The sequence below is a fragment of the Burkholderia sp. KJ006 genome, from assembly GCF_000262695.1.
Lineage (GTDB): Bacteria > Pseudomonadota > Gammaproteobacteria > Burkholderiales > Burkholderiaceae > Burkholderia > Burkholderia vietnamiensis.
Window position 1 is genome coordinate 620,679 of record NC_017921.1, and the last position, 17,859, is coordinate 638,537.

A 17,859-nucleotide genomic window follows, 5' to 3' on the forward strand; every position below is an offset into this window, starting at 1 on the left:
CGAACCATGACATCGAGCAGCACGCCGCGCTATCGCGGCATTTTCCCCGTCGTCCCGACGACGTTTACCGACACCGGCGAACTCGACCTCGCGAGCCAGAAGCGCGCGGTCGATTTCATGATCGACGCCGGCTCGGACGGGCTGTGCATCCTCGCGAACTTCTCCGAGCAGTTCGCGATCACCGACGACGAGCGCGACGTGCTCACGCGCACCATCCTCGAACACGTGGCCGGCCGCGTGCCGGTGATCGTCACGACGTCGCACTACGGCACGCAGGTCTGTGCGGCGCGCAGCCTGCGCGCGCAGCAGCTCGGCGCGGCGATGGTGATGGCGATGCCGCCGTATCACGGCGCGACGTTTCGCGTGCCCGAAGCGCAGATCTTCGACTTCTACGCGCGCGTGTCCGATGCGATCGACATCCCGATCATGATCCAGGACGCCCCCGCGAGCGGCACCGTGCTGTCCGCGCCGTTGCTCGCGCGGATGGCGCGCGAGATCGAGCAGGTCGCGTACTTCAAGATCGAAACGCCGGGCGCCGCGAACAAGCTGCGCGAACTGATCCGGCTCGGCGGCGACGCGATCGAAGGGCCGTGGGACGGCGAGGAGGCGATCACGCTGCTCGCCGACCTGCACGCGGGCGCGACCGGCGCGATGACCGGCGGCGGCTTTCCGGACGGCATCCGGCCGATCCTCGAAGCGTTCCGCGACGGCCGCCACGACGAAGCGTTCGCGCATTACCAGACGTGGCTGCCGCTGATCAACCACGAGAACCGCCAGTCCGGAATCCTGACCGCCAAGGCGCTGATGAAGGAAGGCGGCGTGATCGCATGCGAGCGGCCGCGGCATCCGATGCCCGAGCTGCATCCGGACACCCGCGCGGAACTGATCGCGATCGCGCGCCGGCTCGATCCGCTCGTGCTGCGCTGGGCGCACTGACCGAACCGCAAAGGAGAAGCGCAGATGAGCAAGGTGATTTCGCTGGGCGTCGTCGGGATCGGCAAGATCGCACGCGACCAGCATCTGCCGGCGATCGCCGCCGAGCCGGGGTTCGCGCTGACCGCGTGCGCGAGCCGTCATGCGGAAGTCAACGGCGTGCGCAACTATCAGGACCTGCCCGCGTTGCTGGCCGCCGAGCCGGAACTCGACGCGGTGTCGCTGTGCGCGCCGCCGCAGGTGCGCTACGGGCAGGCGCGCGCGGCGCTCGAAGCCGGCAAGCACGTGATGCTCGAGAAGCCGCCGGGCGCGACGCTCGGCGAAGTGGCCGCACTCGACGCGCTCGCGCGCGAGCGCGGCCTCACGCTGTTCGCGACCTGGCACTCGCGCTGCGCGAGCGCCGTCGAACCGGCGCGCGCGTGGCTCGCGACGCGCACGATCCGCGCGGTGCAGGTGCGCTGGAAGGAGGACGTGCGGCGCTGGCATCCGGGCCAGCAATGGATCTGGGAGCCGGGCGGCCTCGGCGTGTTCGACCCCGGCATCAATGCGCTGTCGATCGTCACGCGGATCCTGCCGCGCGAGCTGGTGCTGCGCGAGGCGACGCTGTACGTGCCGAGCGACGCGCAGATGCCGATCGCGGCCGAACTCGATTGCGCCGATACGGACGGCGTGCCCGTCCACGCCGAATTCGACTGGCGGCACGGCCCCGTCGAGCAGTGGGAGATCGCGGTCGACACGTCCGACGGCGTGCTCGCGATCAGCCGCGGCGGCGCGCAACTGTCGATCGCCGGCGAGCCGGTCGAGCTCGGGCCGCAGCGTGAATATGCGGCGCTGTATGCGCAGTTCCACGCGCTGATCGCCCGCGGTGCAAGCGACGTCGACGCGCGGCCGTTGCGGCTCGTCGCCGACGCGTTCCTGTTCGGGCGACGCGTCGGCACCGACGCGTTCGGCCGCTGAACCCGTGCCGGCGCGCGCCATCCTGCGCGCGGCCGCGCACGAAGCAACTTGAAGACCCAAGCCAATACAAGGAGACACGCATGAACCGCACGATTCGCCGACACACCCTGCGCGCGCTGCTCGCCGCGCTTTGCATCGCGCCGCTCGGGATGCAGGGCGCCGCCCACGCCGACGCGCCGTTGAAGATCGGCTTCCTGGTGAAGATGCCCGAGCAGGCATGGTTCATCAACGAGCAGAACGCGGCCGCCGCGCTCGGCCAGAAGGAGAACTTCTCGGTCGTGAAGATCGGCACGCCGGACGGCGAGAAGGTGCTGGCCGCGATCGACAACCTCGGCTCGCAGGGCGCGCAGGGCTTCGTGATCTGCGCGCCGGACGTGCGTCTCGGGCCGGCGATCGCCGCGCGCGCGAAGCGCTACAACATGAAGTTCGTGACGGTCGACGACCAGCTCGTCGACTCGACCGGCAAGCCGCTGCCGAACGTGCCGCACCTCGGCATGTCGGCGACCAAGATCGGCAACCAGGTCGGCCAGGCGATCGCCGACGAGATGAAGCGGCGCGGCTGGAAGCCCGAGGAAGTCGGCGCGCTGCGCATCACCAACTACGAGCTGCCGACTGCCAAGCTGCGCACCGACGGCGCGACGCAGGCGCTGCTCGCGAACGGCTTCCGCAAGGAGAACATCTTCGACGCGCCGCAGAAGACGACCGACGACGAAGGCGGCTTCAGCGCGGCCGCGCCGGTGCTCGCGCGCCATCCCAACGTGAAGAAATGGGTCGTCTACGCGCTCAACGAGGAGACCGTGCTCGGCGCGGTGCGCGCGACCGAACAGCTGCACATCCCGGCCGCGGACGTGATCGGCGTCGGCATCAACGGTGCGGGCGAGGCGTTCGCCGAGTTCCAGAAGAAGGAGCCGACCGGCTTCTACGGGACGATCGCGGTCAGCTCGACGAACCACGGCAAGGACAGCACGCAGAACCTCGTCGACTGGATCCGCAACGGCAAGATGCCGCCGGCCGACACGCAGACGAGCGGCAAGCTGATGACGCGCGCGAACTGGCAGGCGGTGCGCGCCGAGCTGGGCATCTGAACGTGCGGGGCGACGACGCGATGACGATGCAGACGATCACGGCCGCGCCCGGCAACGGCGCGGCGGCCACGCCCGGCGCCGCGACGCCGCCTGCCGGCGGCGCGCTGCTCGCGCTCGACGGCATCACGGTGACGTTCCCGGGCGTGCGCGCGCTCGACGGCGTGTCGCTGGCGGTGCGCGCGGGCGAGGTGCACGGGCTGATGGGCGAGAACGGCGCCGGCAAGTCGACGCTGCTGAAGGTGCTGTCCGGCGTGAACCAGCCGCAGGCCGGCACGTTGACGCTGAACGGCACCGAGCAGCGTTTCGCGTCGACGCGCGCGGCGCTCGAGGCCGGCATCGCGATCATCTATCAGGAACTGCACCTGGTGCCGGAGCTGACGGTCGCGGAAAACCTGATGCTCGGCCAACTGCCGAGCCGGCTCGGCGTGGTCGACGAACGCGCGCTCGCCGTGCGCGCGCTCGACGCGCTGGAGCGGCTCGGCGAGCACATCGATCCCGACATCCCGGTGAAGTACCTGTCGATCGGCCAGCGCCAGATGATCGAGATCGGCAAGGCGCTGATGCGCGACGCGCGCGTGATCGCATTCGACGAACCGACCAGCTCGCTGTCGGCGCGCGAGACGACGCAGCTGTTCCGCATCATCCGCTCGCTGCGCGAACAGGGCCGCGCGATCATCTACGTGACGCACCGGATGGAGGAGGTCGACGCGCTGTGCGATCGCGTGACGGTGTTCCGCGACGGCCGGCGGATCGAGACGTTCGAGTCGGTCGCCGATCTCGACCGCGACCGGCTGATCGGCTGCATGGTCGGCCGCTCGATCGAGGACGTCTACGGCTACCGGCCGCGCGCGGCCGGCGACGTGATGATCGAGGCGAAGGCCTTGACCGGCCCCGGCCTGTCCGAGCCGGTGTCGTTCGCCGCGCGGCGCGGCGAGATCGTCGGCTTCTTCGGGCTGGTCGGCGCAGGCCGCTCGGAGCTGATGAAGCTGCTGTACGGCGCCGTGCGTCCGACCGGCGGGCACGTCGAGCTGGGCGGCGCGCGCGTCGCGTTCAGGAGCCCGCGCGACGCGGTGCGCGCCGGTATCGCGCTGTGTCCGGAGGACCGCAAGCACGAGGGCATCGTCGCGATCGCGTCGGTGGCCGACAACCTGAACATCAGCGCGCGCCGCCACTTCAGCCCGGCGCGCATGCTGCTCGACGGGCGGCGCGAGCGCGAGCTCGCGCAGAAGTACATCGAGCGGCTCGCGATCAAGACGCGCGACGGCGACACGCCGATCGGCGCGCTGTCGGGCGGCAACCAGCAGAAGGTCGTGCTCGCGCGCTGGCTGGCCGAGCGCATCGACGTGTTCCTGATGGACGAGCCGACGCGCGGCATCGACGTCGGCGCGCGCGCCGAAATCTACAACCTGTTTTACGAACTCGCGGAAGCGGGCCGCACCGTGATCATCGTGTCGAGCGATCTCGCCGAAGTGATCGGCGTGGCGGACCGCATCATCGTGATGAAGGAAGGGCGCATCGCGGGCGAGGTCGCGAAGGCGCAGGCGACGCCCGACACGCTGATCAAGCTCGCGCTGCCGCGCTAGCAGGCTGTTGAAAAGCGCCTCGTTCCGACGATCGGGGCACTGTTTAAAAGGGTTTCGTATGCGATTGGCCGCTGAGTTGCTGACGAATCGTGCCGGATGCCCCGCTTGCGAGCGGGCCGGCCGGCGCGTTGCCGCGCAACAGCTACGGTTGGGCGGCTCATCGCGCTGCTCCCTGCGGCACCGCTGCCAGTATTCGAGCCATTCGAGTCAGGTTGCTCGCCAGCATCGTCAGCTTGAAGTGCTGGTCGACTCGCTTGATGCCGCGATACGCGGTCTGTCGGATCCTGCCGACGGTCTTGCCCCAGCCGAAGTGCTCTTCGATGCGCTTGCGAATCACCTGGCTGATGCCATAACCGGCGTGCCGCGAGGTGCGGCCATCGATCGCGCTGCCGCCTTGATGCGCGTCGTTGCGCGCGACATGCGGCGTCACCTTGCGCGCACGACAGTCCCGCACAAAGTCGCGCATGTCGTAACCCTTGTCGGCGCCGAGCGTCTTGGCGTGACGGCCCGGCACGCAATCGAGCAAGCGCAACGCACTTGCGCGTTCGCCGAAACCGTCAGCGTGGCTGACCACCGCGCCGACCACCAAGCCCGAGCGGTTCTCCATCAGGATGTGCCCCTGATAACAAAGGATGGCTCCGCTTTGCCGCCCCTTGCGGAACAGGCGCGCGTCCGGATCGGTGCTCGATTCATGCGTATCGTTGCTGCGCCGCTTGCCCTTCCAGTCGGTGTCGACATTGCGACCACCGCCGGCTGGTGGATCGTCCGAGCCGTCCTTGGGCCGGAAGCTCTTGTGGCTGGCCCAAGCCTGGATCAGCGTGCCATCGACCGAGAAGTGTTCTCTGGACAGCAGCCCTTGCTTGTCGGCCAAGCTCATGACTTCGGTAAAGAACGCTTCGACCACTTCGTGCTCGAGCAGACGATCACGGTTCTTGGAGAACACCGAGTGGTCCCAGACGGCGTCTTCGATCGCCAGTCCGACGAACCAACGGAACAGCAGGTTGTAGCGCATCTGTTCCATCAACATGCGCTCGCTGCGCACCGAGTACAGCACCTGCAGCAGCAATGCACGCAGCAGTTTCTCCGGCGCAATCGACGCACGGCCGCTATCCGCGTAGATCGTGCCAAACAGCCCATTGAGCCGCTTCAGCGCTTGATTGACCAGCAGCCGAAGCGGCCGCAACGGGTGATCGGCCGGCACGAAGTCTTCCAGCTTCACCGTCGTGAACAGCGGTTCTTGCATCTCGTCCATTCCGCGCATCGCTCTCGTCTGCCCAAGATCATGAACACGATATCTCTAACGCACCGCTCGCAACGCCCGTTTACACCGTATCCAATTTCAACAGCCTGCTAGGGCCTGTTTGGAAAAAATTCGGTCGTGGGGCCGGCGCAAGCCCGTTATTGGCGTGAACAGGCCCTAGCCCGCAGTCAACCGGAAGCAATCGATATGAGCCAGGCAATGCAACCCCAACGTAGTTCTCCGTCCCCCGATTCCGCGGCCGCGGCCGTACCGCCGCGCGCGCGCGGCGGCGCGTGGCAATTGATCAACCGCTCCGGCATCGTGATGGTGTTCATCGTGCTGTTCGCGGTGCTGTCCGCGACCGTGCCGGACTTCCTCACGCCGCGCAACATCCAGGGCCTGCTGCTGTCGGTCACGCTGATCGGCTCGATCGCGGTGACGATGATGTTCGTGCTCGCGCTCGGCGAAGTCGACCTGTCGGTCGCGTCGATCGTCGCGTTCTCGGGCGTCGTCGCCTCGACGCTCATCACGGCGACGCACAGCGTCGTGCTCGGCGTCGTGGCCGGCGTGCTCGCGGGCGGCGCGGTCGGGCTCGTCAACGGCGTGCTGATCGCGCGCTGGCGCATCAACTCGCTGATCGTCACGCTCGCGATGATGGAGGTCGTGCGCGGCCTCGCGTTCATCACGTCGAACGGCGATGCGGTGATGATCTCCGAGGAGCGCTTCTTCGATCTCGGCGGCGGCTCGTTCCTCGGCATCTCGTATCCGATCTGGAGCAACATCGTCGGCTTCGTCGTGTTCGGCTTCCTGCTGCGCAAGACGGTGTTCGGCAAGAACGTGCTGGCCGTCGGCGGCAACGGCGAGGCCGCGCTGCTCGCCGGGCTGCCGGTGATGCGCATCAAGATCATGGTGTTCGTGCTGCAGGGGCTCGTGACCGGCTTCGCCGGCGTGATGCTCGCGTCGCGGATGAGCCTCGGCGACCCGAAAACGTCGGTCGGCCTCGAACTGGGCGTGATCTCCGCGTGCGTGCTCGGCGGCGTGTCGCTGACGGGCGGCGTCGCGACGATCTCCGGCGTGCTGGTCGGCGTGCTGATCATGGGCTCGGTGCAGGACGCGATGAGCCTGCTGAACGTGCCGACCTTTTACCAATATCTGATACGCGGCGGAATTCTGTTGCTCGCGGTGCTGTTCGACCAGTATCGTCGCAACCAGCGGCGCGCGATGAAGATGTGACCGACGCGAACGCGCGGCCGCCTGCGAACGAGACAGATATCGGGAGACGGCATGCAACAGACTCATCCGGGCGCGGCGGCCCAGCTGCTGGTGGACAGCCGCAATACGCTCGGCGAAGGCGCGACGTGGTGCGACGCGACGCACACGCTGTACTGGACGGACATCGAAGGCGCGCGGCTGTGGCGCTGCCGCGCGGACGGCTCCGAGCTCGCGCAGTGGCCGATGCCCGAACGGCTCGCGTGCTTCGCGCTCACGCAGGAGCCCGACGTGCTGCTGGTCGGGCTCGCGACCCATCTCGCGTTCTTCGATCTGCGCAGCGGCACGTTCACGCGGATCGTCGACGTCGAGCCCGATCTGCCGACGCGGCTGAACGACGGCCGCTGCGATCCATTCGGTGCGTTCGTGTTCGGCATGAAGGACGAGGGCGGCGAGCCGCCGCGCGCGCTCGGCGGGTTCTACCGGCTCGATGCCGATCTCACGCTTGAGCGGCTCGCGTTGCCGCCCGCGGCGATCGCGAACAGCATCGCGTTCTCGCCGGACGGCGCGAAGATGTACTTCTGCGATTCGCTGGTGCGCGAGATCTTCGTCTGCGATTACCGCGCGGGCGGCGACGTGGCCAACGTGCGCGGGTTCGCGCGGCTGACCGATGCGCACGGCGATCCTGACGGCTCGACGGTCGACCGCGACGGCGGGCTGTGGAACGCGCAGTGGGGCGGCAGGCGCGTGGTGCGCTACGGGCCGGACGGCGTCGAGACCGACCGCGTCGCCGTGCCGACCGCGCAGCCGAGCTGTGCGGCGCTCGACGGCGAAGGCCGGCTGTACGTGACCAGCGCGCGCGTCGGGCTCGACGACGCGGCGCTTGCCGACGATGCCGCAGCCGGCGGCGTGTTCGTCGCCGTGACCCGCTACGCGGGGCTGCCGACCGCGCGCTTCGCGGGCAAGCGCGCGCGCTGAGCGCGGCCGGGCGCGGCGTGCCGCGTCACGCCTGCGCCGCTTCCTGACGCAGCGCCAGCAGCGCGACCGCGTTGTCCTTCAGGATCAGCGGATGCACGTCGGGCCGGAACCCGGCGCCGTGAAAGTCTTCCAGCCAGCGGTCCGGCCGGATCAGCGGGAAATCGGACGCGAACAGCACCTTGTGCCTGAGCAACGTGTTCGCGTATTTGACGAGTTCCGGCGAGAAATACTTCGGCGACCAGCCGGACAGGTCGATGTACACGTTCGGCTTGTGCAGCGCGATCGACAGCGCCTGTTCCTGCCACGGCCACGACGGGTGCGCGATCACGATCTTCATGTCGGGGAAGTCGGCGGCGACGTCGTCGAGATGGATCGGTTCGGAATACTTCAGACGCAGCCCGCCGCCGCCGCGCATCCCCGACCCCATTCCCGAATGCCCGCTGTGGAACACGGCCGGCAGCCCGTATTCGGCGATCACCTCGTAGACCGGATACGCGAGCCGGTCGTTCGGAAAGCATCCCTGCATCGTCGGATGGAACTTGAAGCCGCGCACGCCGTGTTCCTCGATCAGCCGGCGCGCCTCGCGCGCGCCGAGGCGGCCCTTGTGCGGGTCGATGCTCGCGAACGCGATCATCACGTCCGCGTTGTCCTGCGCGAATTGCGCGATCTCCTCGTTCGGAATGCGCCGCCGCCCGATGTTGCTCTCGCAATCGACGGTGAACATCACGAAGCCGATCCGGCGCTCGCGGTAATACGCGATCGTCTCCGGAATCGTCGGCCGGCGGCCCTGCTTCAGCACCGTGCCGAAATACTTGTCGGCCGCGTCGTCGAACGCCTTCGCGAACAGGTCCGGCGGCTGGCAGCACGACACTTCGGCGTGCACGTGCGTGTCGATGGCGATCAGGTTGTCGATGTCCAAGCGTGTCTCCTCATGTCGTGAGCGGCCGGCCGGCGCCGCGCCAAAACTGCCTTGCGCGCCCGTTTAGGGGTTTGTCCCGAGCCGCTTCCATTCTACTTTACATATCAGGTTACCTGATAGTAAATTGGTTGCGAGTCGCACGGGGCGGCACTGTCATTGGAGAACGAAGATGGGTTACGAAGGGCGCTGGAAAACGGTGAAGGTCGAGGTCGCGGGCGGCATCGCATGGGTGACGCTGAACCGTCCGGAAAAGCGCAACGCGATGAGCCCGACGCTGAACACGGAGATGATCGACGTGCTCGAGGCGATCGAGCTCGACGCCGACGCGCAGGTGCTGGTGCTGACCGGCGAAGGCGATGCATGGACGGCCGGGATGGACCTGAAGGAGTACTTCCGCGAGATCGACGCGGGCCCGGAAATCCTGCAGGAGAAGATTCGCCGCGACGCGAGCCGCTGGCAGTGGCAATTGCTGCGCATGTACGCGAAGCCGACGATCGCGATGGTCAACGGCTGGTGCTTCGGCGGCGGATTCTCGCCGCTGGTCGCCTGCGACCTCGCGATCGCGGCCGACGAGGCGGTGTTCGGGCTGTCGGAAATCAACTGGGGCATCCCGCCGGGCAACCTCGTCAGCAAGGCGATGGCGGACACCGTCGGGCATCGCGAGGCGCTCTACTACATCATGACCGGCGATACGTTCACCGGCCAGCAGGCCGCGCGGATGGGGCTCGTCAACAAGAGCGTGCCGCGCGCGCAGCTGCGTGACGAAGTGCTCGCGCTCGCGGCGAAGCTGCTCGACAAGAATCCGGTCGTGATCCGCAACGCGAAGCACGGCTTCAAGCGCTGCCGCGAGCTGACCTGGGAGCAGAACGAGGACTACCTGTACGCGAAGCTCGACCAGGCCAACTATCGCGACCCGGAAGGCGGGCGCGAGCAGGGCCTCAAGCAGTTCCTCGACGACAAGAGCATCAAGCCGGGCCTGCAGGCGTACAAGCGCTGACGCGCGCGGCCAGACCTGAGAGGAGACACCGAAATGCACGAAGTGAGTTTGTTGATCGACGGCGTGTCGCGCGGCGCGTCGGACGGCGGGACGTTCGACCGGATCGACCCGGCGACCGGGCAGGTCGCGTCGCGCGCGGCCGCGGCGACGCTCGCCGATGCGGATGCCGCGGTCGCGGCCGCCGCGCGCGCGTTCCCCGCGTGGGCGGCGCTGGCGCCGACCGAGCGCCGCCGCCGGCTGCTGGCGGCGGCCGACCGGATGGACGCACGCGCCGGCGAATTCATCGAGACCGGCCGCGCGGAAACCGGCGCGATGGCGAACTGGTACGGCTTCAACGTGATGCTCGCCGCCAACATGCTGCGCGAGGCCGCCGCGATGACGACGCAGATCGACGGCGCGGTGATTCCGTCCGACGTGCCGGGCAGCATCGCGATGGCCGTGCGCCAGCCGTGCGGCGTGGTGCTCGGGATCGCGCCGTGGAATGCGCCGGTGATCCTCGCGACGCGTGCTCTCGCGATGCCGCTCGCGTGCGGCAATACGGTCGTGCTGAAGGCCTCCGAAGGATGTCCGGGCGTGCACCGGCTGATCGGCAGCGTGCTGCACGACGCGGGGCTCGGCGACGGCGTCGTCAACGTGATCACGCACGCGCCGCAGGATGCGCCGGCGATCGTCGAGCGGCTGATTGCGAACCCGGCCGTGCGGCGCGTGAACTTCACTGGCTCGACGCGCGTGGGCCGGATCGTCGCGACGCTCGCCGCGCAGCACCTGAAGCCGGCGCTGCTCGAACTCGGCGGCAAGGCGCCCGTGCTCGTGCTCGACGACGCCGATCTCGACGCGGCGGTCGATGCGGTCGCGTTCGGTGCGTTCTTCAACCAGGGGCAGATCTGCATGTCGACCGAGCGCGTGATCGTCGATCGCAAGGTCGCCGATGCGTTCGTCGCACGGCTGGTCGCGAAGGCGCGCACGCTGAAGGCCGGCAACCCGGCCGCGCCGGGCGTCGTGCTCGGCACGCTGGAAAGCGCGGCGGCCGCGCAGCGGATCGCCGCGATGGTCGCCGATGCGCACGCGCACGGCGCCGCGCTGCCGCTCGGCTGCGAGGTCGACGGCGCGGTGATGCAGCCGACCGTCGTCGACGGCGTCACGCGCGAGATGCAGCTCTACGCCGACGAATCGTTCGGGCCGGTGGTGACCGTGCAGCGCGTCGACGGCGACGAAGCGGCGCTCGCGGCCGCGAACGACAGCGAATATGGGTTGTCGGCCGCGGTGTTCAGCCGCGACATCGCGCGCGCGATGCAGCTCGCGAAGCGGATCGAATCGGGCATCTGCCACATCAACGGGCCGACCGTGCACGACGAGGCGCAGATGCCGTTCGGCGGCGTGAAGGCGAGCGGCTACGGCCGGTTCGGCAGCAAGGCGTCGATCGCCGAGTTCACCGACCTGCGCTGGATCACCGTCCAGACCACGCCGCGCCATTACCCGATCTGAGCAGCACCCGGCGCCGCGGCGCCGCCACTCTATAACGACACAACGAAGTCTCCGCCCGCATGCGCGAGCGCGCCGGGCGGAGTCGAACGGAGACAGAACGTGGATGCGGAACGACCCCAACTGCGCGACGCGGCCGTCGTGCAGCCCGTCCCCGCCGGCTATCGCCCCGTGGCGATCGGCACGGCGCCGCCGGAGATCGCGCAACGCGACGGCTGCTGGACCTTGCGCGCGGCGAGCGCGCTCGGCGCGTATCCGCGCCGGCTCACCGACCGGCTCGTCAGCGGCGCGCAGGCGCACCCGGACCGCTGGCTGGTCGCGCGGCGCGGCCCCGACGGCGCGTGGATCGGCATCAGCTATGCGCAGATGCTCGAGCGCGCCCGCGCGATCGGCCAGGCGCTGCTCGATCGCGGGCTGTCGGCCGAGCGGCCGATCACGATCCTGTCCGGCAACGACCTCGAGCATCTGCAGCTCGCGTTCGGCGCGATGTGGGCCGGCATTCCGCATGCGCCGCTGTCGCCCGCGTATTCGCTCGTGTCGAGCGATTACGGCAAGCTGCGCCATGCGCTCGCGCTGCTCACGCCGGGGCTCGTGTTCGCGTCGGACGGCGCGGCCTTCCGCGCCGCGCTCGACGCCGCGGTGCCGAGCGACGTGGAGCGCGTGGTCGTGACCGCGCCCGACGGGATGGACGGCGTCACGCGGTTCTCGACGCTGCTCGACACGCGGCCGGCGGGCGTCGATGCCGCGCACGACGCGGTCACCGGCGACACGATCGCGAAATTCCTCTTCACGTCGGGATCGACGCGGCTGCCGAAGGCGGTGCCCACCACGCACCGGATGCTGTGCAGCAACCAGCAGATGCTGCTCGAAACCTTCCCGCAATTCGGGCTGGAGCCGCCGGTGCTGGTCGACTGGCTGCCGTGGAATCACACGTTCGGCGGCAGCCACAACGTCGGCATCGCGCTGTACAACGGCGGCACGCTGTACATCGACGACGGCAAGCCGGTCGCCGGCAAGTTCGCCGAGACGCTGCGCAACCTGCGCGAGATCGCGCCGACCGTGTACTTCAACGTGCCGAAAGGCTGGGAGGAGCTCGCGGCCGCGCTCGAGACGGACGCCGCGCTGCGCGACACGTTCTTCTCGCGCGTCCGGATGTACTTCTTCGCGGGCGCCGGGCTGTCGCAGGCGGCGTGGGACCGGCTCGAGCGCGTGACGCTCGCGCACTGCGGCGAGCGTATCCGCATCATGGCGGGCCTCGGGATGACCGAAGCCGCACCCTCGTGCATGTTCACGACCGGGCCGATGTCGGGCGCCGGCTACATCGGCCTGCCCGCGCCCGGCTGCGACGCGAAGCTGGTGCCGGTCGACGGCAAGCTCGAAGCGCGCTTTCGCGGGCCGAACGTGATGGCCGGCTACTGGCGCGCGAGCGGCGACGACGCGCGCGAAGTGTTCGACGACGAAGGCTATTACCGCAGCGGCGACGCGGTCCGCTTTGTCGATCCCGCGCGCCCGGAGATCGGCCTGATGTTCGACGGGCGCATCGCGGAGGACTTCAAGCTGTCGTCGGGCACGTTCGTGAGCGTCGGGCCGATGCGCGCGCGCATCGTGTCGAACGGCGCGCCGTACGTGCAGGACGCGGTGATCACCGGAATGAACCGCGACGACGTCGGCGTGATGATCTTCCCGCGCATCGACGATTGCCGTCGCCTGGCCGGCGCGGCGGCGGACGCCGACGTTCGCGCCGTGCTGCAGGCGAGCGCCGTGCGCGCGTTCTTCGCGGAACTGCTCGTGCGGCTGAACCGCGATGCGACCGGCAGCGCGAGCTTCGTCACGCGGCTGTGCGTGCTCGACACGCCGCCGTCGCTCGATCTCGGCGAGATCACCGACAAGGGTTCGATCAACCAGCGCGCGGTGCTCGCGCATCGCGCGGCGGTGGTCGACGCGATGTACGGGCCGGATGCGGCCGACGCGGGCGTGATCGTCGCCAGCGCGCCGCGCCGCGCATGAGGGGCGCACGATGAGCGCCACCTATCGCGCGCCGCTGCGCGACATGCTGTTCGTGATCGGCGAATGGCTCGATGCGCCGGCGCTGTGGCGCCGCGTGCCGGACTGGGCCGATCTCGACGTAAGCGTCGCCGAGCAGGTGCTCGACGAAGCCGCGCGCTTCGTCGCCGAGCGGATCGCGCCGCTCGATGCGAGCGGCGACGTCGAAGGCTGCCGTTTCGACGGGGCCGACGTGACGATGCCGGCCGGCTTTCGCGACGCGTATCGCGACTACGTCGCGGCCGGCTGGCCGACGCTCGCGCTCGACCCGGCGTGCGGCGGCCAGGGGCTGCCGCATCTGCTCGACGTCGCGGTGCAGGAGATGCTCGCGGGCGCGAACCACGCGTGGCTGATGTCGCCGGGGCTCACGCACGGCGCGGTGGCCTGCGTGAGCGCGCACGGCTGCGCGCGCGTGAAGCGCGACATCCTGCCGAAGATCGCCAGCGGCGCATGGCTGACGACGATGTGCATCACCGAGCCTCAGGCGGGCAGCGATCTCGGGCTGCTGCGCACGCGCGCGGCGCCGGACCCGACCGGCGACGGCTACCGCATCAGCGGCAGCAAGCTGTTCATCACCGGCGGCGACCACGATCTGACCGAGAACATCGTGCATCTGGTGCTCGCGCGGCTGCCCGATGCGCCGGCCGGCACGAAGGGGCTGTCGCTGTTCGTCGTGCCGAAGTGGCTCGACGCGGCGGGCGGGCGCGTGCGCAACGGCATCTGGTGCGACGGCATCGAGCACAAGATGGGGCTGAAGGCGAGCCCGACCTGCACGATGCGCTTCGACGCGGCGCTCGGCTGGCTCGTCGGCGACGCGCATCGCGGGCTGGCCGCGATGTTCCTGATGATGAACGCGGCGCGCCTGCAGGTCGCGATGCAGGGCGTCGGGCACGCGCACAGCGCGTGGCAGGCTGCGTCCGCGTATGCGGGCGAACGCGTGCAGGGCCGCGCGGCGTCGATCGCGCAACACCCGGCGATCCGCCGCATCCTGCTCGATGCGCGTGCGACGGTCGAAGGCGAGCGTGCGATCGGCTACTGGATCGCGCACTGGCTCGACGTCGCCGCGCACGACCCGGACGCGTCGGCGCGGGACGCGGCGACGAAGCTCGCGTCGTTGCTCACGCCGGTCGCGAAGGCGTTCTTCACGGCGAACGGCTTCGCGACCGCGTCGAATGCGCTGCAGGTGTTCGGCGGCTACGGCTACGTGCACGAATACGGGATCGAGCAGACGCTGCGCGATTGCCGCGTGTCGATGCTGTATGAGGGCACCAACGAGATTCAGGCGATAGATCTGCTGGTGCGCAAGGTGCTCGGCGATCGCGGCGACGCGCTCGGCGCGTTGCTGGCGCGAATTCGCGCGGAAGCGGCCGCGTGCAGCGACGCGCCTGCGGACCCGCTCACGCGCGCCGCCGGCACGCGGGTGGCCGCGTTGTGCGCGGAGGTCGAGCGCGTGAGCGCGGCGCTGCTCGACGCGAGCGACGGCGATCCCGAGCTGCCGTACCGCGTCGCGGACGACTATCTCGCGCTGCTCGGCTGGCTGCTGCTCGCGTTCGCGTGGGCGCGCACGCTGCGCATCGTCGGTGTGGGGGCGGCGGACGATCCGTTTCGTGCGGACAAGCGCGAGGTCGGTGGGTACTTCTTCGACTATCCGCTCGCGGCATTCACGCATCGGCTCGAGTTGGTCGATGCCGGCTTGCGCGCGGGGCTGCCGCGTGTGGCGGCCATGGCGGGGTAGGGGCTCGTTGCGTTGCCGTGTGCCCAAGGTGAGCGAGGCGGCGGCGGGGACGGGGTGCCTGTGGGTCGGTGCGCGGGGGATTCGTGGGTGAGCTTCGGGGCCATCCGCACGGCGCACGCAGCGGCATGGTGCAGTCGCCGTTGTCGTTGCCGTCGCGTTCGGACGTCCCGGGTGGAGCGTCTGAATCTGGCGCGCTGCTTCACCTGTCACGGACTGTTGCCCGCTGGCCGCAGCCATGCGCAGGCGGCCCGCGCGCGCGACGTGCCGCATCCGCCACCGCAGGTCATGCATCGGCCACGCGTCCGAGCGGCAATGCCCTTTCGCGCGCGTTGCGCGTCGCCTCCGCGGCGCGGCCGAGCTTAGCGCGCAGGTCGCCGCGTACCGTCGGCAGCCAGTGATAGCGTGCGAGCGCCGGGTCGTCGCGCAGCGCATCGACGAGCCGCGCATCCTCGGACCGTCACGCCGCCCCGGTGAGGTAAGATGGCCCGCGATTCTCCTACCGACACGTTCATGAGTTCGACACCCGTCAAACCGGCCGGCGCGAAGCGCACGGCCCGCGCCACCGAAGCCAGGCCGCGCATGCGTGCGCAGCAGCGGCTCACCTATCTGATCGGCAATCTCGACCGGCTGCTGCGCCGCCAGATGAGCGATGCACTCGCGCCGCTCGGCGTGACGCTCGCGCAGTACACGGCGTTGTCGGTGCTGGAGGTGCGCGGCGCGCTGTCCAATGCGCAGCTCGCGGTGCGCTCGTTCATCACGCCGCAATCCGCGAACGAGGTGATGGTCGCGATGGCCGCGCGCGGCTTCGTGACGCGCGAGGCCGATCCGAGCCATGGTCGCGTGATCCTGCTGCGCCTCACCGACGCCGGCTCGGCGATCCTGCGCGAATGCGAACAGGTGCTGCGGCCGCTCGAACGCCGGATGCTCGGCGACGACGTGAGCAGCGACGACGTCGCGCAGGTGCAGCGCACGCTCGAACTGTTCGTGCGTAATTTGCGCGACTGAGTATCGCGGCGGCTGCGGCGGCCGTGGCCGCCGACGCCGTTGCCGTGTCGAGTCGTGCCGCGGCGTGGCGCTTGTTCTTACCGCTGCCGCTGCCGCTACCGCTATCGCCTCCGCCTCCGCCTCCGCCTCCGCCTCCGCCTCCGCTTCCCTCGCGCTCGCCCTCGCGTTACCCCTGCCCCTCGCAGTTTCCCGTCCCTCAACCCCACCGCTGCCCACATCGCACCGCAACACGATGCAACGCGGCTTTGATTCCCGCTGCGTTGCGGGTTAACACCGCGCTCGCTGCACTTGAAATATCAGGTTACCTGTTATTAAATCATCGCGTCCCCGACGGGATTTTATTTCGGGCTGTTAATCAGGCTACCTGATAAATTAGCGCGGCCCGACCACCATAACAAGCAAGGACGCCGCGGCTGCCTTCCGGCATGCCGCGCGGTTTGGAGACGACATGGACACTTCCGTTGCCGCAAGGCCGGCCGTCGCGACGACGCTCGGCCTGTGTTTCGCGATCGCGTTGCTCGAAGGGCTCGACCTGCAGTCGGTCGGCGTCGCCGCGCCGCGCATGGCCCACGAATTCGGGTTGTCGGTTTCGCAGATGGGGCTCGCGTTCAGCGCGGGCACGTTCGGCCTGCTGCCAGGCGCGATGCTCGGCGGCTGGCTCGCCGACCGCATCGGCCGCAAGCAGGTGCTGATCGCGTCCGTGTGCCTGTTCGGGCTGCTGTCGATCGCGACCGCGCAGGTGTCGGGCTTCGCGATGCTGGTTGCGGTGCGTGCGCTCACGGGCCTCGGCCTCGGCGGCGCGATGCCGAACCTGATCGCTTTGTCGTCCGAATCGGTCGAGCCGCGCTCGCGCAGCAGCGCGGTCGCCGTGATGTACTGCGGGATTCCGTTCGGCGGCGTGATCGCGTCGCTGATCGGCGTGCTGCTCGCCGGCGACGCCGAATGGCGGCACATCTTCTACGTCGGCGGAGTCGGGCCGCTGCTGCTCGCGCCGGTGCTGATCGCGCTGCTGCCGGAATCGCGCGCGTTCCTCGACGTCAGCGCCTCGGGCGCCGCGCGTCCGACGGTCGGGCACACGCTGTTCGGCGGCGCGCGCGCCGGTACGACGCTCGCACTGTGGCTCAGCTACTTCTGCACGCTGATCGTGCTGTATTTCCTGCTGAACTGGCTGCCGTCGCTGATGGCCGCGAAGGGCCTCGCGCGCAGCCAGGCCGGCATCGTGCAGATCTTCTTCAACATCGGCAGCGGCCTCGGCGTGCTCGGCATCGGCATGTCGATGGATCGGCTGCGCCCGTCGCGCGTGGTCGGCGGCATGTATGCGGGAATCGTGCTGTCGCTCGCGGCGCTGGCGATCGCGCCGGGGCTGCTGTGGCTGTCCGTGGCCGCGTTCGCGGCCGGGATGTTCGTCGTCGGCGGCCAGTCGGTGCTCTATGCGCTCGCCGCGATCTACTACCCGACCGCGATGCGCGGCACCGGCGTCGGTTCCGCGGTGGCCGTCGGCCGGCTCGGTTCGGTCGTCGGGCCGCTCGCCGCCGCCCAGCTGCTCGCGATGGGCCGCAGCGCGTCGGTCGTGATCGGCGCGAGCATCCCGGTCACGCTGGTGGCCGCCATCGCCGCGCTGGTGCTGATCCGGCGCCCGGCCGCGCAGGACTGAGGCTTTCCACTTTCAACCACGAGCGCCGTCAGAGCGCAA

The 17,859-nt window shown here is 69.5% G+C and carries 14 protein-coding genes and 1 pseudogene; 12 read left to right on the forward strand and 3 right to left on the reverse strand.

Annotation, left to right across the window (positions count from 1 at the left end):
• Window positions 1-6 precede the first annotated feature (6 nt).
• The 4 genes from MYA_RS16890 to araG all read left to right on the forward strand — a co-directional run bounded on the left by MYA_RS16890 (window position 7) and on the right by araG (window position 4,558).
• On the forward strand, window positions 7-936 hold the full coding sequence (locus MYA_RS16890; protein ID WP_014724283.1) for a dihydrodipicolinate synthase family protein: 930 nt from the start codon (window positions 7-9) through the stop codon (window positions 934-936).
• Between the two features lie 24 nt (window positions 937-960).
• Window positions 961-1,890: a Gfo/Idh/MocA family protein gene (locus MYA_RS16895; protein ID WP_011881177.1), complete on the forward strand. Its 930-nt coding sequence runs from the start codon at window positions 961-963 to the stop codon at window positions 1,888-1,890.
• Between the two features lie 80 nt (window positions 1,891-1,970).
• Window positions 1,971-2,975 (forward strand): arabinose ABC transporter substrate-binding protein, encoded by a 1,005-nt coding sequence (locus tag MYA_RS16900; RefSeq protein ID WP_014724284.1) that lies wholly within the window; start codon window positions 1,971-1,973, stop codon window positions 2,973-2,975.
• A gap of 20 nt (window positions 2,976-2,995) precedes the next feature.
• Window positions 2,996-4,558: an L-arabinose ABC transporter ATP-binding protein AraG gene (gene araG, locus MYA_RS16905; RefSeq protein WP_041494252.1), complete on the forward strand. Its 1,563-nt coding sequence runs from the start codon at window positions 2,996-2,998 to the stop codon at window positions 4,556-4,558.
• A gap of 157 nt (window positions 4,559-4,715) precedes the next feature.
• Here the strand turns inward: araG and MYA_RS16910 are convergent, their stop codons facing one another.
• Entirely contained in the window at window positions 4,716-5,810 is a 1,095-nt protein-coding gene (locus MYA_RS16910) for an IS5 family transposase (RefSeq protein WP_009961431.1), read from the reverse strand.
• Window positions 5,811-6,005: 195 nt separating this feature from the next.
• Between MYA_RS16910 and araH the strand changes: the two genes are divergently transcribed.
• Complete coding sequence (gene araH, locus MYA_RS16915; protein WP_041494045.1) at window positions 6,006-7,031, forward strand: L-arabinose ABC transporter permease AraH; 1,026 nt, start codon at window positions 6,006-6,008, stop codon at window positions 7,029-7,031.
• A 51-nt stretch (window positions 7,032-7,082) separates the two neighbouring features.
• A complete protein-coding gene (locus MYA_RS16920) occupies window positions 7,083-7,985 on the forward strand; it encodes an SMP-30/gluconolactonase/LRE family protein (RefSeq protein WP_014724287.1) in 903 nt (300 codons plus the stop codon).
• Between the two features lie 25 nt (window positions 7,986-8,010).
• Here the strand turns inward: MYA_RS16920 and MYA_RS16925 are convergent, their stop codons facing one another.
• Complete coding sequence (locus MYA_RS16925) at window positions 8,011-8,904, reverse strand: 4-hydroxyphenyl-beta-ketoacyl-CoA hydrolase (protein ID WP_011881182.1); 894 nt, start codon at window positions 8,902-8,904, stop codon at window positions 8,011-8,013.
• A 169-nt stretch (window positions 8,905-9,073) separates the two neighbouring features.
• Here MYA_RS16925 and MYA_RS16930 point away from each other — a divergent pair, with 169 nt between their 5' ends.
• The 4 genes from MYA_RS16930 to MYA_RS16945 all read left to right on the forward strand — a co-directional run bounded on the left by MYA_RS16930 (window position 9,074) and on the right by MYA_RS16945 (window position 15,161).
• A complete protein-coding gene (locus MYA_RS16930) occupies window positions 9,074-9,901 on the forward strand; it encodes a p-hydroxycinnamoyl CoA hydratase/lyase (RefSeq protein WP_014724288.1) in 828 nt (275 codons plus the stop codon).
• A gap of 33 nt (window positions 9,902-9,934) precedes the next feature.
• Complete coding sequence (locus MYA_RS16935; protein WP_014724289.1) at window positions 9,935-11,386, forward strand: aldehyde dehydrogenase; 1,452 nt, start codon at window positions 9,935-9,937, stop codon at window positions 11,384-11,386.
• Window positions 11,387-11,485: 99 nt separating this feature from the next.
• Window positions 11,486-13,390, forward strand: a complete 1,905-nt coding sequence (locus MYA_RS16940) for a feruloyl-CoA synthase (protein ID WP_014724290.1) — start codon at window positions 11,486-11,488, stop codon at window positions 13,388-13,390.
• 10 nt (window positions 13,391-13,400) lie between these two features.
• Window positions 13,401-15,161 carry an acyl-CoA dehydrogenase family protein gene (locus MYA_RS16945; protein WP_014724291.1) on the forward strand — a complete coding sequence of 587 codons (1,761 nt, stop codon included), beginning with the start codon at window positions 13,401-13,403 and terminating at the stop codon, window positions 15,159-15,161.
• Between the two features lie 283 nt (window positions 15,162-15,444).
• Here the strand turns inward: MYA_RS16945 and MYA_RS32185 are convergent.
• Window positions 15,445-15,600 (reverse strand): annotated as a pseudogene (locus MYA_RS32185) (RNA polymerase subunit sigma-24); the annotation flags it as partial.
• Window positions 15,601-15,671: 71 nt separating this feature from the next.
• Here MYA_RS32185 and MYA_RS16950 point away from each other — a divergent pair.
• Complete coding sequence (locus tag MYA_RS16950; RefSeq protein ID WP_011881187.1) at window positions 15,672-16,166, forward strand: MarR family winged helix-turn-helix transcriptional regulator; 495 nt, start codon at window positions 15,672-15,674, stop codon at window positions 16,164-16,166.
• A 448-nt stretch (window positions 16,167-16,614) separates the two neighbouring features.
• A complete protein-coding gene (gene mhpT, locus MYA_RS16955; protein WP_014724293.1) occupies window positions 16,615-17,820 on the forward strand; it encodes a 3-(3-hydroxy-phenyl)propionate transporter MhpT in 1,206 nt (401 codons plus the stop codon).
• The last annotated feature ends 39 nt before the right edge of the window (window positions 17,821-17,859 follow it).

Bases quoted from the DNA above. Each gene is read 5' to 3' on its own strand.
- MYA_RS16890 (WP_014724283.1), top strand. From the start codon at position 7: ATGACATCGAGCAGCACGCCGCGCTATCGCGGCATTTTCCCCGTCGTC.
- MYA_RS16895 (WP_011881177.1), top strand. From the start codon at position 961: ATGAGCAAGGTGATTTCGCTGGGCGTCGTCGGGATCGGCAAGATCGCA.
- MYA_RS16900 (WP_014724284.1), top strand. From the start codon at position 1,971: ATGAACCGCACGATTCGCCGACACACCCTGCGCGCGCTGCTCGCCGCG.
- araG (WP_041494252.1), top strand. From the start codon at position 2,996: ATGACGATGCAGACGATCACGGCCGCGCCCGGCAACGGCGCGGCGGCC.
- MYA_RS16910 (WP_009961431.1), bottom strand. From the start codon at position 5,810: ATGGACGAGATGCAAGAACCGCTGTTCACGACGGTGAAGCTGGAAGAC.
- araH (WP_041494045.1), top strand. From the start codon at position 6,006: ATGAGCCAGGCAATGCAACCCCAACGTAGTTCTCCGTCCCCCGATTCC.
- MYA_RS16920 (WP_014724287.1), top strand. From the start codon at position 7,083: ATGCAACAGACTCATCCGGGCGCGGCGGCCCAGCTGCTGGTGGACAGC.
- MYA_RS16930 (WP_014724288.1), top strand. From the start codon at position 9,074: ATGGGTTACGAAGGGCGCTGGAAAACGGTGAAGGTCGAGGTCGCGGGC.
- MYA_RS16935 (WP_014724289.1), top strand. From the start codon at position 9,935: ATGCACGAAGTGAGTTTGTTGATCGACGGCGTGTCGCGCGGCGCGTCG.
- MYA_RS16945 (WP_014724291.1), top strand. From the start codon at position 13,401: ATGAGCGCCACCTATCGCGCGCCGCTGCGCGACATGCTGTTCGTGATC.
- MYA_RS16950 (WP_011881187.1), top strand. From the start codon at position 15,672: ATGAGTTCGACACCCGTCAAACCGGCCGGCGCGAAGCGCACGGCCCGC.
- mhpT (WP_014724293.1), top strand. From the start codon at position 16,615: ATGGACACTTCCGTTGCCGCAAGGCCGGCCGTCGCGACGACGCTCGGC.